The organism is Brevundimonas sp. AVps31, assembly GCF_058681355.1.
This window is the reverse complement of sequence record NZ_CM178736.1, coordinates 3073199-3089378: the sequence shown is the minus strand read 5'-3', so window position 1 is coordinate 3089378 and position 16180 is coordinate 3073199. Positions and strand designations below refer to the sequence as shown.

Here is a 16180-nt window from a genome sequence, read left to right as displayed (position 1 = left end):
GCGCTCATAGCGCGGCCTCAGGCAGACCGGAAGCGAAAGCCGCGCTCAATAACCGGCGGCGGGCGTCCACAGGCTGAAGCTGACGCCCTGGTCGTCCGACACCACAACCGAACGGCCCGAGGCGCTGTCGGAGGGGATCGCCGCCTTGCCGCCCAGCTCGACCACCCGCTTGCACAGGGCGTCCACGTCATCGACGCGGAAATACAGGTGGGCGAAGTCGCGCGCCCGTTCGACCTTGGTGAACCCGAAGGCCGGATTGCTGTCGCTTACGTGGGCATAGGTCGGACCGGAGGCGGCGTCGTCGAACCGCCAGCCGAACAGGGCGCCGTAGAAGGCCTTCGCCTTCCCGATGTCGAGGGTGTCGAGCGTGAAATAGCCGAGCTGGACCATCGGTCCCTAAGCGCTCACCAGCAGGGAAAGTTGCCGCGTATTGTCCTCGCGACCGCCTTCCTCGATTTCCCGGTCCAGCAGGCGGGTGGGATACTCGCCGGTGAAATAGTGGTCCGTGAACTGCGGATGCCGCTGGTCGCGCGGGCCGGCTTCCATGGCGCCGTAAAGGCCGTCGACCGACAGGAAGCCCAGCGAGTCGACCTCGAGATAGGCGCGCATTTCCTCCAGCGTCTTGTTGGCGGCGATCAGCTGGTCGCGCTCCGGCATGTCGATGCCGTAGAAGTCCGGATACAGGATCGGCGGCGAGGCCGAGCGCAGGTGAACCTCGGTCGCGCCCGCCGCGCGCACGGCGCGAACCAGCTTCACCGACGTGGTGCCGCGCACGATCGAGTCGTCGATCAGCACCACCCGTTTGCCGGCCAGCACAGACCTGTTGGGGCTGTGCTTCATGCGAACGCCCTTCTGGCGGGCCCCCTGGCTGGGCTGGATGAAGGTGCGGCCCAGATAGTGGCTGCGGATGATCCCCATCTCATAGGGGATGCCGCTTTCCTGCGCATAGCCCAGCGCCGCGGGGACGCCGGAGTCGGGCACCGGCACGACCACATCGGCCTCGACCGCGTGCTCGCGCGCCAGACCCCGGCCCATGCGCTTGCGGACCTCATAGACCGACTTGCCGTTCACGACGCTGTCGGGGCGGGCGAAGTAGACGTATTCGAACAGGCAGGGGCGGGCGGCCTTGACCGGGAAGGGCTTGATGGAGCGCAGGCCCTCGTGGTCGATGACGATCACCTCGCCATGCTCCACATCACGCTCGAAAGTCGCGCCGATGGTGTCCAGGGCGCAGGTTTCGGACGCCAGCACCCAGGCGTCGCCCAGACGGCCCAGAACCAGCGGGCGGATGCCCAGGGGGTCACGGGCGCCGATCATCTTCGAGCGGGTCTGGCAGACCAGGGCATAACCGCCCTCGATACGGCCCAGGGCGTCGATGAAGCGGTCGACGATCTTGGCTTTCCGGCTGCGGGCGATCAGGTGAAGGATGACCTCGGAATCCGACGTCGACTGGAAGATCGCGCCTTCCGAGACCAGTTGGGTGTGCAGGTATTTGAAATTGGTCAGATTGCCGTTGTGGGCGATGGCGATGCCGCCCTGGTCCAGATCGGCGAACATCGGCTGGATGTTGCGCAGGAACGACCCGCCGGCGGTGGAATAGCGGGTGTGGCCCACAGCCGCCGACCCCGGCATGCGTTCGGCCAGGTTGGCCCCGCCGAAGGCGTCGCCGACCAGGCCCATGTGGCGCTCGGTATGGAAGCGGGCGTCCTTGACGCTGGCGATGCCGCAAGCTTCCTGGCCGCGGTGCTGCAGGGCGTGCAGGCCCAGGGCGACGACGGAGGAGGCTTCGTCCTGGTCCGCGCCCCAGACGCCGCAGACCCCGCATTCCAGACGCGGACGATCATCGTCGGCGTCTCGGTGATGCTCCCGGTGAACGACGGGGGCGGCGATGGAATGGTCGAGGCGGCTCATCGTGGGACTCCGATGAAGCAGGGGAACGCTAACGTGGGGCGGACGCGGGCGAAGTATTGTTTGTTTGGGGCGAGGGCAAGGCTTCGTCATCGGAAAACCCTTTGCTCACGGACGAAGACACGACCGGCGCCAGCAGATCGGCGCCCCGGCCAATGCCCGGCAGGACAAATTGGATGACCCGGGCGGCGCCCGCCGTCACGGGGCGCAGGGCCGCCTCGCTGAGCCAGCGCGGGGTTTTCTCGCCCGGCAGCGCCGCCACGATGACCAGATGGATCGCGCCCAGCAGCACCAATCCCCGCGCGGCGCCGACCCCGACGCCGACGATCCGGTCGATCCCGCCCAGCTGCGGATGCGCCTGCGCCCGCTTCGACAGGATCGAACCGAAGATGCGGATGCCGAAATAGATGATCAGGAAGGACAGAATGGCGGCGAAGATGGTGCCGATCCAGTCGACATCCACGATGGCCCGTCCGATCGGCGCCGTCAGCGGCAGCGCCACCAGGGCGATGAAGGCGGCCAGCACGAAGCTGAGCAGGGTGATGATTTCACGCGTGCCGCCGCGCACCCAGCCGGCGGCGGCCGAGGCGATCAGGACCAGAATGGCGACGACGTCAAAACCGTTCATGCGCGCTCGAAACCCGGACGTTCAGCCTCAATAGCGGTTTTGCGAGATTCGTTCGACCGCTTCGCTGAGTCGGCTGATGGCGGTGACCTTCACGCCCTTGTCCTTGACGGTCAGCACCGGCGACAGGGCCTGGTCGAAGCCCAGCTTCTGGGCCTCACGCAACCGCGCCTCCGCCCGGCCCACGGCGCGCAGCTCGCCCGACAGGCTGATTTCCCCGAACACCACGCAGCCCTGCGGCAGGGGCATGTCCATGGCCGAACTGATCAGCGCCGCCGCGGCCGCCAGATCGGCCGCAGGTTCATTGATGCGCAGGCCGCCCGCGACATTGAGATAGACATCCTGATCGCCGAAGCTGATCCCACAGCGCGCCTCCAGCACCGCCAGCACCATGGCCAGGCGGCCCGTGTCCCAGCCGACGACGGCCCGACGCGGGGTGCCATAGGCGGATTTGGACACCAGCGCCTGCATTTCCACCAGCACCGGGCGCGAGCCCTCGATGCCTGCGAAGACCGCCACCCCGGGCGCGCGGTCCTTGCCTTCGCCGAGGAACAGGGCCGACGGGTTGGACACTTCCCGGAGACCGGCGTCGCCCATTTCAAACACGCCGATCTCGTCGGTCGCGCCGAAGCGGTTCTTGCCCGCGCGCAGGATGCGGAACGGATAGCCCCGCTCGCCCTCGAAGCTCAGGACGGCGTCGACCATATGCTCGACCACGCGAGGGCCGGCGACCTGTCCGTCCTTGGTGACGTGGCCGACCAGAATGACGGCCGGTCCGCCCGACTTGGCCAGTCGCACCATCTCGCTGGCGCAGGCACGGACCTGGGTGACCGACCCCGGCCCGGCCTCGTGGGCGTCTGACCAGAGGGTCTGGATGGAATCGACGATGACGATGTCGAACTTCTCGCGCTTCAGCGTGCCCAGGATTTCGCGCAGGGCCGTGGCCGAGGCCAGTTCGACGGGCGCCTTCTCCAGCCCCATGCGGCGGGCGCGCGAGCGGATCTGCTCGACCGCCTCCTCGCCCGAGATATAGGCCACGCGCTTGCCGGCCAGCGCCGCCTTACCGGCCACGTCCAGCAGCAGCGTCGACTTGCCGACGCCCGGATCGCCGCTCAGCAGGATGGCCGAGCCCGGCACCACGCCGCCGCCGCAGACCCGGTCGAACTCGGCCACGCCGGTGATGATGCGGGGCGGTTCCGGATTCTCGGATTGCAGGGTCTCGAAGGTCAGACCGCGGGTCCGGCTGCTGGCAGCGGGCTTCATCGCACCCGGAGGGGCCGCGCGGCTTTCCTCCACGATCGAGTTCCACTGTCCGCATGCGCTGCATTGCCCGGACCATTTCCCGTGCACCGCCCCGCAGGACTGACAAACATAGATTGCGCCGTCTCTTGCCATAGGTCGGGCTTACAGCAGTCCGGCGAAGCGGGGCAGGGGGCGCCGGAGGGCATGCGTCCGGAAATGACGCATGGGGTTTCGCGCTACTGCGGCGCGGACCGGGAGCCCAGATACCAGTCCGCCGTCTTTTCAATGCCCTCATCCATGCCGATGCGCGTGCGACCGTGGACGGCGTCGATGGGACTGACGTCGTAAACATATTCGGTCAGCATGTTGTCCAGGCGCTGGCTGGTCAGCGGGAAGCGGAGGCCGCTCCGGGTGAGGAGGTCGCCTGTTTTCGCCAGCCCGCGGGCCAGGGGCTCCGGCAGGGTCGGAATGGTCTTGCGGAAGCGCCGCGCGAAGCCGCCGGCCCATTGTCGCAGATCGATGGGATCGCTGTCGGCGAGATAGAAGGTCCGGCCGTTCACCTGCGCCGCGGGAGCCGTGCCCAGCGTCACCAGTTGCTCCGTCAGATTGCCAATGTAGGAATAGGACTTCATCAGCGGGCGTCCACCGACATGGAAGTAGAGGCCGCGCCGGATCATGCCCAGGATGGCCGCATAGTGGGGGCTCATGCCCGGACCCCAGATCGTCGTCGAGCGGAAGATCACCCACTCCTTGCCGCCGCCCTCCCGGGTGCGCACCATCTTCTCACCCAGCACCTTGCTTTCGCCATAGCCGCCCTCGGGTGAGTAGTCGGTGTCGTGGGCAGGCGGTGTGCCGGGCTTGCACACCAGCTGCGACGAAGCCCAGACCACCCGCTTTACGCCCGGCGAGCGCTGCACCGCGTCGAGCAGGTTTTTCACGCCGACGGTATTGGCGGCATAGCCGCCCTTGGCGACGCCTTTCAGGTCCGTTTCGGCCGCGAGGTTGTAGATGACTTCCGGCCTGAAGGCGTCCAGCGCCCGCTGGATCGTCGCTGGATCCAGAAGGTCACCGGTGATCGTCGACGGCTGCGCATGGCGGCTGAAGCCGCAGACCTCGTGACCATGCCGAAGGAGCGCTTCGGTCAGGGCCTTGCCGATAAAGCCGGAACTGCCGGTGATCAGTACGCGCATGCTTCGCCCCGTGATGCGCGAAACCGCGCGGCGTTGGGCGCGTCAACCTGTGGGGAGGCAACTCGTTCCGGCCGGGGAGGAAAACCGGCGTCATGTCTGGTGGACAGAGGTCAGCCTGCCGGGCGTTCGGGTCTGCAGAATGCGCGGTCGGAGTCCGTGCTGGCCGGTCGGGCCATTCAGGTCATCCGGCCGACAGCGCGAATCCGGAACCGCGTCAGGCGTGGGGTGTCAGCCGATATACAGGCGGGGGACCCGGGCGGTGACGGAGGTGAGCAACTCGTAGCTGATCGTCCCCGCCGCCGTGGCCGCGTCGTCGAGCATCCGATGGCCGCCGTACAGTTCGATCCGGTCGCCGACGCTGACTTCAAGGTCGCCGATATCGACCGCGCACACGTCCATGGACACCCGTCCCACGATGGGCCGCAGGGCGCCGGCGATGAACACCTGCCCGTGCGGGCTGTAGGCGCGCAGCAGACCATCGGCATAACCCGCGGCGCAGGTGGCGATCCGGGTCGGCGCTTTTGCGTGGAAGCCGCGGGAATAACCCACGGTCTCGCCGGCGGGAACCGCGCGGACCTGGAGCACCTCGGTCTCGAGGGTCGCCACCGCCCGGATGCGGGAGTCCGGTCTGCCCTCCGGCCCGCCGCCGTACAGGCAGATGCCCGGCCGCAGGGTGTCGAAGGCGTAATCCGGTCCCAAAAAGACCCCGCCCGAGTTGGCGAACGACCGGGTCACGCCCGGATAGCGTTGCGTCGCGGCGGCGAACGCGTCCCGCTGGCGCCGGTTCATGGGCTCGGCCGGATCATCGGAACAGGCCAGATGGCTCATCACCAGCGAGAGCCCGTCGATGGCATCCGGCGCGTCCTCGACCCGGAAGCCCAGCCGGTTCATGCCGGTATCGATCTGCAGACCACAGGCGCCGCCCCCCGCTGTCCGCCAATCCGCCAGTTGCTGCGGTGTGTTCAGTACGGGCCGGAGATCCGCCGCGATCAACCGTTGCGCCGCGCCGCTCACACAGCCGTCCAGCACATAGAGGACCGGGTCGGGCCCCAGCGCCCCGCGCAGGACCTCGCCCTCGGCGGTTCGGGCCACGAAGAAGGTCCGCGCGCCCTCGGCCATCAGCCGGGTCGCACAGGCGATGGCGCCCAGACCGTAGCTGTCGGCCTTCACCACCGGGTTCACGGGCGCGCCGCCCACCGCCTCAAGCATGCGGAAGTTCGCGGCGAGCGCGTTCAGATCAACGGTGAGCGTGGCCGGGGAGGGCATGTCGCCATCTAGAAGCCTGCGCTTGTGCGATGCAACACGCGTTCCGCCTACAGACGGTCGAAAGCGAGGCCGGCGGCGTCAAACAGGTGCGCCTGATCCGCGGGCACGGTCAGCGCCAGTTCGGCCCCGGTCTGCGGTCTCACATCGCCGGGCAACTGGATGGTCAGCGCCGCCTCGCCATAGGCGGCATAGGCGAATGTCGCGTGGCCCAATGTCTCGGCGAAGGTGATGGCGGCCCTGATCGAACCGGCCTCGCCGCCGGGCTTCAGATGCTCGGGACGAACACCCAGCGTCACCGCATCGCCCGGCCTGGCGGACGAGGCGTCCACGGCGACCTTCAGCGTATCGCCCTGCGCGGTCTTCACCGTCGCGCCCGTGGCGGTCGCCGTGACGATTTCGGCGGGGATCAGGTTCATCTTGGGGCTGCCGATGAACTCGGCCACGAACAGGTTGCGCGGCCGTTCGTAGAGCGCCATCGGCGCGCCGACCTGTTCGATGACGCCGCCGTTGAGCACCACGATCCGGTCCGCCAGCGTCATGGCCTCGACCTGATCATGGGTGACGTAGACCATGGTCGTCTTCAGCCGCTCATGCAGGCTGGCGAACTCGTAGCGCATGCGCACCCGCAGGGCGGCGTCGAGGTTGGACAGGGGCTCGTCGAACAGGAAGACCTGCGGCTCACGCACGATGGCCCGACCGATGGCGACACGCTGGCGCTGGCCGCCGGACAGGGCCTTGGGCTTGCGCTCCAGATAGTCGGTGATGTTCAGCGTCTCGGCGGCCGCGCGGACACGGCGGTCGATCTCGGCCTTGTCCGCCTTCGCAAGTTTCAGCCCGAAGGCCATGTTTTCATAGACGCTCATGTGCGGGTAGAGCGCATAGGACTGGAACACCATGGCGATGCCCCGGTCGGAGGGGGACAGGGCGTTCACGGAGCGTCCGCCGATGGCGATGTCGCCGCCCGAGGCCTCTTCCAGACCTGCGATGGTCCGCAGCAAGGTCGATTTCCCGCAGCCCGAGGGCCCGACGAAGACGACGAACTCGCCGTCCTCGATCTCCAGATCGATCCCTTTCAGCACCTCGGTCGTCCCGAACCGCTTGGTCACGCCGGTCAGCCGGACGTCCGCCATGTTTCCTGCCCATGCAACTGGTCGGTTCGCGACGTTGCCCGCCGTCTGAACCCTTCAGCGCCAAGGTAAACGGTTACAGCGCCGGATCAATGGGCGCATCCCGGGGTGACACGGTCGCGCGGGCTGTTACAGACAAGGAATGTCAGCCTCGCCCGTTTTGCAGTCCCTTCGCGCGGCCACCGCCGACATCCACGCCGCCATCGAGACGGACGCCGACGTCGAGCGCCGCCTGCGCGATCTGACCGGGCGGGCCGCCATGGTCGCCCGCTTCCACGTGCTGCACCGCGCGGTCGAAACCGCCATCGCGCCCTGGCGCGCGGCGTTCGCGGAGGATGGCTACACGCCCGGGAGCCGCTCACCCCTGATCCGCTCCGGTCTGGAAACCCTGGGTGTCGGGATTCCGGACGATCAGGCCGTCGCATCCCTGCCCACCTATGGCGAAGCCATGGGCTGGGTCTATGTGGCCGAGGGCTCGATGCTGGGCGGGCGGGTCATGCGCAAGGCCATGATGCGCGATGACATCCCTCTGACCGGGCTTGAGTTTCTCGATCCGTGGGGGGATGAAACCGGATCGCGGTGGCGTGCGTTTCTGCAGGCGATGGAGTCCGCGTACGCCTCGGGGCGAGCGACGCAGGACGAGATCGTGAAGGGTGGTGTGGACGCATTCGACCTGGCCTTCAGAGTACTGGTTCCACCCGCCCGGTAGAGCGTGCCTGAATGACCGACCTTTCGGCCGCCGACCGGCTGGATCTCAATGCCTGTGACCGTGAGCCCATCCACGTCCCGGAGGCCATCCAGCCTCATGGGCTTCTGTTCGTGGTGGATCCGGCGGATCTGACGGTCCGCCGTGAAGCGGGCCGGATCGCCCGTATCACCGGGGCGGAAACCTGGATCGGTCGCGCGCTGGACGGTCTTCTGGGTGATCGGGCGGTGAACCCTCTTCGGGCCGGAGGTCCGGCCGAAGCCGGCTTTGTCACGCGCTGGCGCGGCGTGGACTCGCTCGACTACGACGTCATAGCGCGCCCCCAAGGGGCGGACCTGATCATCGAGATCGAACAGAGCTCCCAGGGAGCGCTGCCGGGCATCGAGCTGATCAGCCGCATCGACGCCGCCGCCGCCGCGTTCGAGCGCGCCTCCAGCGTGCGCGCGGTCTGCGAAAGCGCCGCCGAGGCCTTCCGCGCCCTGACGGGCTTTGATCGGATCATGATCTACCGTTTTCTCGACGACGAGGCCGGCCAGGTCGTGGCCGAGTCCCGGTCGCTGGAGGTCGAGTCCTTCCGGAACCATCACTTCCCGGCCACCGACATTCCCCGCCAGGCCCGCGCTCTCTATGTCCGCAATCCGGTGCGGGTCATACCGGACGCCCGCTATACGCCTGAACCTCTGCGTCCCGCTTCGCCGGACGGCCTGCTGGACATGAGCGACTGCGGCCTGCGCAGCGTCTCGCCCGTGCACCTCAAATACCTCGAAAACATGGGGGTTCGCGCCTCCGCCTCGGTGTCGATCATCGTCGACGGCGAGCTCTGGGGGCTGGTCGCCTGCCACAGCGCGCGCCCCCAATTGCTGCCCTTTGAAGTGCGCATGGCCGCGACGACGCTGGCGCGGACCCTGTCGCGTCAGATCAAGGCCAAGGGCGATGCGGAGCTGTATCGGGAGCGGACCCGTCTGCGTCAGCTCGAGGACGAGCTGGTCGGTCATCTCGCCGCCGATCGACCGCTGGAGGAGGCCTTGGCCGACAACGGTCGTGATCTCGCCGATCTGGCGGATGCGGACGGCGTGGCGATCATCGGACGGAGCGGCCAGTACCGGTTCGGCGTCACCCCGCCGGAAGGCGCGATCACGGCGCTGGCCCGGTGGGTCGCCGACCAGCCCGGCCTTCGTCCCGTGGCGACCCATGCGCTGTCCCAGCGCCGACCGGAAGCGCTGGCCTTTACCGCCCAGGGCAGCGGCCTGCTGGGCGTGCACCTGCAAGGCGACCAGCCTTTGACCGTGCTGTGGTTCCGGGCCGAGATCGTGGAGACCGTGCGCTGGGCGGGCGATCCGTCCACGGCGAGGAAGACCGGCCCTGGCGGCGTCCTGACGCCCCGCAACTCGTTCGAGGCCTGGTCCGAGACCGTGCGCGGCCGCTCGCGGCGCTGGGCGCCGGCCCAGATCGAATCGGTCACCCGCCTGCGCGACGCCCTGATCGATTTCGCCGCGGTTAGTCAGTTGCGCAGCCTGACCCGGACGCTGCAGGCGTCACTGAGCGAGCGCGACCTGCGCCTGGAGCAGCAGGAGTTCCTGATCCGCGAGGTCAATCACCGGGTCCAGAACAGCCTGACCCTGGTGTCGTCCTTCCTCGGTCTGCAGGCCCGGCAGGCCGACCCGGCCGCCCAGACGCAGCTGCTGGAGGCGCGGCGCCGCGTGCGTGCGGTCTCGATGGTGCACAGCCGCCTCTACCGCGCGGAGGCCAGCTCAACCGTCGATCTGGAGCGGTATTTCGTCGAGCTGATCGACGATCTGGGCGCTTCCGTCGGCGCCGACTGGAGCGCCCAGCTCGAGCATGACCTGGCGCCGGTCTCGGTCGAGGCGGGCAGGGCGATCACCCTCGGCCTGATCCTGACCGAGCTGATCATCAACGCCCAGAAATACGCCTATGACGGCAAGCCCGGCCCGATCCACATCCGCCTGTCAGAAGACGGCCGCAACCTGCGCCTCGCGGTCGAGGACGCCGGCCGGGGCGGGCATATGATCGGTGAGGGCTTCGGCTCGATGATGATCGGCAGCCTCGTCACCCAGCTGAACGGGCAGCTCGACTACCGGGACGGCGGCCCGGGCCTTCACGCGGTGCTGAAGGCCCCGATCGACGGCTCCGACGACTGAGATCAGCCGCGCGGCTTGCCCTTGAACGGGGGCTTGCCGGCCGCCGGCTTGCCGCGCGCATCCTTGGCGGCCCACGGACGATCCCCACCCTTCGGCTTGCCCTTCCACGGCTTGTCGCCCGGCGTCGCCGGGGCGGCCTCGGCGTCCGAGCGCGGCGTCCAGGGCGTCTTGCCCTCGGCGGCGGGCTTCTTCACCCACGGCTTCTTGCCTTCGGGGGTCGGGTCGGCGGCGGTGCGCTTGACCCAGGGCTTCTTGCCCTCGGCGGCGGGCGCGGCGGCCTCATCGCGCTTGACCCACGGCTTCCTGGGCGCATCGCCTTGCGGGCGATCCTCGCGCGCCTTCCAGGCCGGCTTGTCGCCGTCCTCGCGCTTGACCCAAGGCTTCTTGCCCTCGGCCGGAGCGGCGCTGTCCTCACGCTTCACCCAAGGCTTCTTCTCGCCGGCAGGGCGATCCTCGCGCGGCTTCCAGGCGGGCTTGTCGCCGCCTTCCTCGCGGGCCTTCCAGGGCTTGCGCTCCGGACGGTCGCCGGTCGGGCGGTCGCCCGAAGGCTTCTTGTCCCAGCGGCTGACCGGCTTCTCGGACGGACCCGGCTTCACCGCCGCGTCAATCTTCACGCCGTCTTCCAGGCCCTGGGCGATGGCGGCCTCGAACTTGCCGCGCATTTCCTCGGTGATCTCGAACTTGGTCTCGCGCTCGAAGATCTTGATGGCGCCGATGTCGCGCTTGGTGACGTGGCCGAGACGGCAGATGGTCGGCATCAGCCATTTCGGGTCGGCGTTCTTGTCGCGACCGATATTGATGCGGAACCAGGCCATGTCGCCGCCGCGGGCGAAGTCGGTGTAGGGGACGTCGGGCTGGCCCTTGTCGTTCTTGCCGCTCTCCTGCTGGCGCTTCATCCGGTCGTCGTCATAGACATCCTCGGGCGCCGGCAGCTTCTGCTGGTAAAGGCGGATCAGGGCGGCGGCGACCTGTTCGGGCGAGCTCTTTTCCAGCAGCTGACGGCCGAGGGCCAGGGTGTCCTCATCCTCGATCGGCGCGGTCAGGACGGGATCGGCCAGCATGCGCTTGCGATCGTTTTCCTGGATCATCTCGGCGGACGGCGGACCCGACCACTCAGCGACGATGGAGGCCGACTGCAGCATCAGCTCGACCTTGCGGCGGCGCGTATAGCTGACCAGCAGGACGGAGACGCCCTTCTTGCCGGCGCGGCCGGTACGACCCGAACGGTGCAGCAGGCCGGCCTTGTTGACCGGGATCTCGGCGTGGATGACCAGCCCCAGATCGGGCAGGTCCAGACCGCGGGCGGCGACGTCGGTGGCGACGCAGACGCGGGCGTGACCGTCGCGCAGGGCCTGCAGCGCTTCGGAGCGCTGGCTCTGGGTCAGTTCGCCCGACAGGCCGACGACCGAGAAGCCGCGCTCGCGCAGGCTGGAGGTCAGGTGCTTCACCCGCTCGCGCGTGTTGGCGAAGACCAGGGCGCCGGGAGCCTCGAAATAGCGCAGCACGTTGACGACCGCGAGTTCGACCTCGTTCGGGGCGACGCGGATGGCCTTGTACTCAATGTCGGCGTGGGACTTGTTGCCGGCGACGGTGTCGATCCGCAGCGCGTCCTTCTGATAGGTCTTGGCCAGTTGCACGATGTCGCGCGCCAGCGTCGCCGAGAACAGCAGGGTGCGGCGTTCGGCGGGAGCGGCCTCGAGGATGAAGGTCAGGTCTTCCTGGAAGCCCATGTCCAGCATCTCGTCGGCTTCATCCAGCACGACGGCCTGCAGGGTCGAGAGGTCCAGCGCGCCGCGCTCGACGTGGTCGCGCAGACGGCCCGGGGTGCCGACCACGATGTGGCAGCCGCGGTTCAGCGCCTGACGCTCGACCTTGGGGTCCATGCCGCCGACGCAGGAGACGATCCGCGCGCCGGTCTGGGCGTACAGCCATTTCAGTTCGTTCGAGACCTGCAGCGCCAGTTCGCGGGTCGGGGCGATAACGAGGGCCACCGGCGCGCCGAACTCGGCGAATTTTTCGGCTTCACCCAGCAGGGTGGGGGCCAGGGCCAGGCCGAAGGCGACGGTCTTGCCCGATCCGGTCTGGGCCGAGACCAGCAGGTCGCGGCCGGAGCCGTCCTCGTTCCGCGGCGCATCCAGCACGGCGGCCTGGACGGGGGTGGGCTCGGCATAGCCGCGTTCGGAAAGCGCGCGATCAAGCGACGGGTGACTGGTGGGGAAGGGCATAGGGCGGTCCAATAGCACGATCAGCGCGCGAACGGTCGGCGCGGGAGCGGCGGACGGCGGCCTGTAAAGAGAGATAACGGCGAAATGGTGGATGTGACAGGGATTGAACCTGTGACCCCCTCGGTGTGAACGAGGTGCTCTCCCGCTGAGCTACACATCCATCTTTCGGGCCCCGGACCGGCGAGCCGGACGGGGAGGGCGCGGACATAGCCCGGCCCATCGCGGGAGGCAAGGCCCGAACGCCATCGACAGCACACCCCTGTTCGCCCATCATTGATCTTCGAAGCTGGGGGCGGGTGAAATGACGGATGTGGATGGCGCTGTCGACGATCGGCGGATGGTCCCGGTCGCGGACCGGCTGGTGGTGATCGACACCCTCAGGGCTATCGCCCTGTTCGGGGTCATCGTCATGAACCTCACCGCCATGGTCATGATCTTCAAGGCCGAGGCCGTTATGGCGTCGGCGGGACCTGTCGATATGGGCGTGGGCCTGTTCGAACTGGTCTTCCTGCAAGGCAAGGCGCGGTCCTCGTTCGCCTTCCTGTTCGGCGTCGGATTCGGCATCCTGATGCTCCGGGCGCAGGCGCGCGGGGCGGGTTTCGAGGGCTTCTACCTGCGCCGGGTCTTCATCCTGCTGCTCATCGGCCTGTGCAATCTGGCCTTCCTCTACTGGGGCGACATCCTGATCGTCTACGCCCTGCTGGGCATGGTCTTGCTGCTGTTCCGCAACGCCGGGCAGAAGACGCTGTTCACCCTGGGGCTGACACTGGTGATCGTGCCGCCGCTGCTGATCGGCGCCGCTGAGGCGATCATCGGCGGACCGTTGCCCAACCTCGCGGGGGTCGGACCCACGGCAAGCCAGGCCGCGTTCGACGCCCTGCTGCCGGCCTATGCCGGGGGCGACTACTGGGCCTTCGTCGCCGCCAACCTCCGCTACTACCTCATGCATAACCTGACCGAGACCAGCTATGTCGCGATGTACGACCTCGGCGTGCTGGGGCTCTTCATGCTTGGCCTCTGGACCGCGCGGAAGGGGGTGTTCGAGAACATCGAACGGCACCGTTCCTTACTCCGGCGGATCGCCGCCATCGCCTTGCCGGTCGGCCTGGTCATCAGCGTCGTCCAGGCGACGCGAATGCTGGGCGTTCCCGCCGAGGGCGTTCTGCGCGGCCTGGTCACCGCGGCCTATATCGGCCTGCCGATCCTGGCCTTCGGCTATCTGGCCATCCTGACCCTGTTCATCAGCCGCAACGGGCGCTGGCTGTCGGTCCTGTTCGCACCGATGGGGCGGATGGCCCTGACCGGCTATCTGGCGTCCAACGCGATCGGCGCCTTCATCTGGTACGCTTGGGGTCTGGGCCACATCAACGACAAGGCCTGGCTCACCATGGGCGGGATGAACCTGATCGCGGTGGCGGTCTTTGTCGCCCTCTGCCTGTTCAGCGCGCTGTGGTTGGCCGTCTTCCGGTTCGGCCCCGCCGAGTGGGTCTGGCGCAGCCTGACCTACGGCCGCCTGCAGCCGGTGCTGAAGCGCAAGAGCGCCGCCTGATCAGATGCCGGCGGCCTTCACCGCATCCGGCGTGTCCGCTTCCGGATCGCCCGGCAACCAGGCGACGCGGCCGTCGTAGATGTCCTCATTGAGGATGCGCTCCTCCTTCGCCACCAGCACGGGGACCAGCATCTGGCCGGTCACGTTGGTGGCGGTGCGCATCATGTCGATGATCCGGTCAATGGCGACGATATAGCCGATCCCTTCCAGCGGCAGGCCGGCCGTGGACAGCGTCAGGGTCAGCATGACGATGGAGGTGCCGGGCACGCCCGCGGTGCCCAGGGAGCCCAGCACGGCGGTCAGGCCGATCAGGACGTACTGCGTCAGGCTCAGGTCGATCTTGAAATACTGGGCGATGAAGATGGCCGCGATGGCCGGATAGATGGCGCCGCAGCCGTCCATCTTCACGCTGGCGCCCAGCGGCACGGCGAAGGCGGCATAGGCCTGGGGCACGCCCAGCCGCTCGACGGTCTGGCGCAGGGTGACCGGCAGGGTGCCCAGCGAGGAGGAGGTGGCGAAGGCCGTCTGCTGCGCCGCGAATGCCCCCCGGAAGAAGCTGGTGACCTTCAGCCCATGCAGTTTCAGCAGGCCCGAATAGACGATCAGGATGTGGAACAGGCAGGCCGCGTAGATGGCGACGATGAACTTGCCCAGCGGCAGCAGCGCCTCCCAGCCATAGCCGCCGACCACCGAGGCGATCAGGCCGAACACGCCGATCGGCGTCAGCTGGATCACCCAGCGCGTGATGCGAAAGATGATCGAGGCGCCCTCATCCACCAGCCGCCGCACGCCCTGCGCGCGATCGCCCAGCGCCACCAGCGCGGCGCCGACCAGCGCCGAGAAGAAGATGATCTGCAGCACCTTGCCCTCGCTCAGGGCGGCGAAGGGGTTGGTCGGAACGATGCCGATCAGCACTTCCAGCGGCGTCGGGATCACGCGGTCGCGCACCTCGCCCAGCGGCAGGCCGCTCAGCCCCTCTCCGGGATTGATCAGATGGCCGAACAGGAAGCCGACCAGCACGGCCAGCAAGGAGGTGATGGCGAACCAGACGATCGTTCGAACCGCCAGCCGCACGGCGCCGACCCCTTCGCCCAGTTTGGCGATGGAGCTGGCGATGGTGAACAGCACCAGCGGCGCCACCACCATGCGGATCAGGTTCAGATAGACGTCGCCGATCGGTCCCAGCCAGGTCTCGGCCTTCTCCCTCAGGATCAGGCCGGCCAGGATGCCGAGCGCGAAGCCCGCTGCGGTCCGCTGCCAGAGCGGTATGGCGAAGAAGCGACGGAGCATGCGGACGGCCTTGGGGAGGGCAGGGCCGCCCAACATGTTCATCGCCGCGCCGAACCGCAACCGCTTCGGCTGCGATCCGGCGTTTCAGGCGATCAGTGCGCGCCGTCGTTCAGGATGGAATAGACCTTGGCGTAGTCGCCGCGGCCTTCGGCGCCGCTCAGGAATTTGACCCGTTCGACCAGCACCTCGTCATGCCCGGCCTCGAACAGGGCCAGGCTCTCGGCGGTGAAGTCGGCCAGCGGCATGGAGTTCGGGTTCTCCGCATGGCCGGGCATCAGATACGTCGCCACGGCGGGCGGAGCCCATTCCACCACCCGGACCGGAGTGTCCTTCAACTGGGTCCGCAGCGCTTGGCTCCAGGAATGGATCGCCGCCTTGGTCGCTGAATAGGTCGGGGTGGCGCTGAGCGGTACGAAGGCCAGACCGGACGAGACGGTGACCAGGGTCGCCGAAGCCTTCGATTTCAGGTGCGGCAGCAGGGCCGCCGTCAGCCGGATCGGGCCAAGCAGATTGATGGCGAGGGTCTGTTCGACGATGTCCAGATCGACCGGCTCGGCGGTCAGGTCCTCGGCCACCATGATGCCCGCATTGTTGATGACGACGTTCAGGGCCGGATGGGCGGCGACGATCCGTTCGGCGAAGGCCGTCACGTCCGCCGCGTCGGCGACGTCCAGCGTCTCGAAAGCCATGCCCGGGTTGGCGGCGGCGACGGCCTCCAGCACGTCCCGGCGACGCCCGGCGATGATGACCTTCGCCCCTCGCGCATGCAGGGCCTCGGCCATGGCCTTGCCGATGCCCGAGCCGCCGCCGGTAATCAGGATGGTGTCGTTGCGGGTGTCCATGGGGTGTCTCCGTGCGTTGGAAATCCGATGGCCCTGATCTATACCTGACAC

The 16180-nt window shown here is 68.1% G+C and carries 13 protein-coding genes and 1 tRNA gene; 3 read left to right on the top strand and 11 right to left on the bottom strand.

What is annotated here, in order from left to right:
• Window positions 1–45: 45 nt before the first annotated feature.
• The 7 genes from ACW174_RS15070 to ACW174_RS15040 form a co-directional block, all read right to left on the bottom strand.
• Window positions 46–390 carry a VOC family protein gene (locus tag ACW174_RS15070; protein ID WP_492015242.1) on the bottom strand — a complete coding sequence of 115 codons (345 nt, stop codon included), beginning with the start codon at window positions 388–390 and terminating at the stop codon, window positions 46–48.
• 6 nt (window positions 391–396) lie between these two features.
• Window positions 397–1911 carry an amidophosphoribosyltransferase gene (gene purF / locus ACW174_RS15065; protein ID WP_492015241.1) on the bottom strand — a complete coding sequence of 505 codons (1515 nt, stop codon included), beginning with the start codon at window positions 1909–1911 and terminating at the stop codon, window positions 397–399.
• Between the two features lie 28 nt (window positions 1912–1939).
• On the bottom strand, window positions 1940–2536 hold the full coding sequence (locus tag ACW174_RS15060) for a CvpA family protein (RefSeq protein WP_492015240.1): 597 nt from the start codon (window positions 2534–2536) through the stop codon (window positions 1940–1942).
• A 27-nt stretch (window positions 2537–2563) separates the two neighbouring features.
• The gene (gene radA, locus ACW174_RS15055) at window positions 2564–3928 is read right to left on the bottom strand and encodes a DNA repair protein RadA (protein ID WP_492015239.1); all 1365 of its coding nucleotides are present in this window, start codon (window positions 3926–3928) and stop codon (window positions 2564–2566) included.
• Between the two features lie 83 nt (window positions 3929–4011).
• Window positions 4012–4965, bottom strand: a complete 954-nt coding sequence (locus ACW174_RS15050; protein WP_492015238.1) for an NAD-dependent epimerase/dehydratase family protein — start codon at window positions 4963–4965, stop codon at window positions 4012–4014.
• 228 nt (window positions 4966–5193) lie between these two features.
• Entirely contained in the window at window positions 5194–6231 is a 1038-nt protein-coding gene (gene alr / locus ACW174_RS15045) for an alanine racemase (RefSeq protein ID WP_492015237.1), read from the bottom strand.
• 47 nt (window positions 6232–6278) lie between these two features.
• Window positions 6279–7361, bottom strand: coding sequence for an ABC transporter ATP-binding protein (locus ACW174_RS15040; protein WP_492015236.1), 1083 nt, complete (start codon window positions 7359–7361; stop codon window positions 6279–6281).
• Window positions 7362–7500: 139 nt separating this feature from the next.
• On the opposite strand from ACW174_RS15040, the gene ACW174_RS15035 reads away from it, so the two are divergent.
• Both ACW174_RS15035 and ACW174_RS15030 read left to right on the top strand, forming a co-directional pair.
• Entirely contained in the window at window positions 7501–8067 is a 567-nt protein-coding gene (locus ACW174_RS15035; protein WP_492015235.1) for a biliverdin-producing heme oxygenase, read from the top strand.
• Between the two features lie 11 nt (window positions 8068–8078).
• The gene (locus ACW174_RS15030) at window positions 8079–10223 is read left to right on the top strand and encodes a histidine kinase dimerization/phosphoacceptor domain -containing protein (protein WP_492015234.1); all 2145 of its coding nucleotides are present in this window, start codon (window positions 8079–8081) and stop codon (window positions 10221–10223) included.
• Window positions 10224–10225: 2 nt separating this feature from the next.
• Here the strand turns inward: ACW174_RS15030 and ACW174_RS15025 are convergent, their stop codons facing one another.
• Together ACW174_RS15025 and ACW174_RS15020 are read right to left on the bottom strand one after the other, a co-directional pair.
• Entirely contained in the window at window positions 10226–12448 is a 2223-nt protein-coding gene (locus ACW174_RS15025; protein WP_492015233.1) for a DEAD/DEAH box helicase, read from the bottom strand.
• An 85-nt stretch (window positions 12449–12533) separates the two neighbouring features.
• Window positions 12534–12608: transfer RNA gene (locus ACW174_RS15020), tRNA-Val, on the bottom strand.
• 141 nt (window positions 12609–12749) lie between these two features.
• On the opposite strand from ACW174_RS15020, the gene ACW174_RS15015 reads away from it, so the two are divergent.
• Window positions 12750–13997: a DUF418 domain-containing protein gene (locus tag ACW174_RS15015; protein WP_492015232.1), complete on the top strand. Its 1248-nt coding sequence runs from the start codon at window positions 12750–12752 to the stop codon at window positions 13995–13997.
• Here the strand turns inward: ACW174_RS15015 and ACW174_RS15010 are convergent, their stop codons facing one another.
• Entirely contained in the window at window positions 13998–15287 is a 1290-nt protein-coding gene (locus tag ACW174_RS15010; RefSeq protein ID WP_492015231.1) for a dicarboxylate/amino acid:cation symporter, read from the bottom strand. It lies immediately after the preceding gene.
• A 92-nt stretch (window positions 15288–15379) separates the two neighbouring features.
• Entirely contained in the window at window positions 15380–16129 is a 750-nt protein-coding gene (locus ACW174_RS15005; protein WP_492015230.1) for an SDR family oxidoreductase, read from the bottom strand.
• Between the last annotated feature and the right edge of the window lie 51 nt (window positions 16130–16180).

What these genes read in the sequence shown, in the direction of transcription:
- ACW174_RS15070 (WP_492015242.1), bottom strand. Translation starts at nt 390, where the DNA reads ATGGTCCAGCTCGGCTATTTCACGCTCGACACCCTCGACATCGGGAAG.
- purF (WP_492015241.1), bottom strand. Translation starts at nt 1,911, where the DNA reads ATGAGCCGCCTCGACCATTCCATCGCCGCCCCCGTCGTTCACCGGGAG.
- ACW174_RS15060 (WP_492015240.1), bottom strand. Translation starts at nt 2,536, where the DNA reads ATGAACGGTTTTGACGTCGTCGCCATTCTGGTCCTGATCGCCTCGGCC.
- radA (WP_492015239.1), bottom strand. Translation starts at nt 3,928, where the DNA reads ATGGCAAGAGACGGCGCAATCTATGTTTGTCAGTCCTGCGGGGCGGTG.
- ACW174_RS15050 (WP_492015238.1), bottom strand. Translation starts at nt 4,965, where the DNA reads ATGCGCGTACTGATCACCGGCAGTTCCGGCTTTATCGGCAAGGCCCTG.
- alr (WP_492015237.1), bottom strand. Translation starts at nt 6,231, where the DNA reads ATGCCCTCCCCGGCCACGCTCACCGTTGATCTGAACGCGCTCGCCGCG.
- ACW174_RS15040 (WP_492015236.1), bottom strand. Translation starts at nt 7,361, where the DNA reads ATGGCGGACGTCCGGCTGACCGGCGTGACCAAGCGGTTCGGGACGACC.
- ACW174_RS15035 (WP_492015235.1), top strand. Translation starts at nt 7,501, where the DNA reads ATGTCAGCCTCGCCCGTTTTGCAGTCCCTTCGCGCGGCCACCGCCGAC.
- ACW174_RS15030 (WP_492015234.1), top strand. Translation starts at nt 8,079, where the DNA reads ATGACCGACCTTTCGGCCGCCGACCGGCTGGATCTCAATGCCTGTGAC.
- ACW174_RS15025 (WP_492015233.1), bottom strand. Translation starts at nt 12,448, where the DNA reads ATGCCCTTCCCCACCAGTCACCCGTCGCTTGATCGCGCGCTTTCCGAA.
- ACW174_RS15015 (WP_492015232.1), top strand. Translation starts at nt 12,750, where the DNA reads ATGACGGATGTGGATGGCGCTGTCGACGATCGGCGGATGGTCCCGGTC.
- ACW174_RS15010 (WP_492015231.1), bottom strand. Translation starts at nt 15,287, where the DNA reads ATGCTCCGTCGCTTCTTCGCCATACCGCTCTGGCAGCGGACCGCAGCG.
- ACW174_RS15005 (WP_492015230.1), bottom strand. Translation starts at nt 16,129, where the DNA reads ATGGACACCCGCAACGACACCATCCTGATTACCGGCGGCGGCTCGGGC.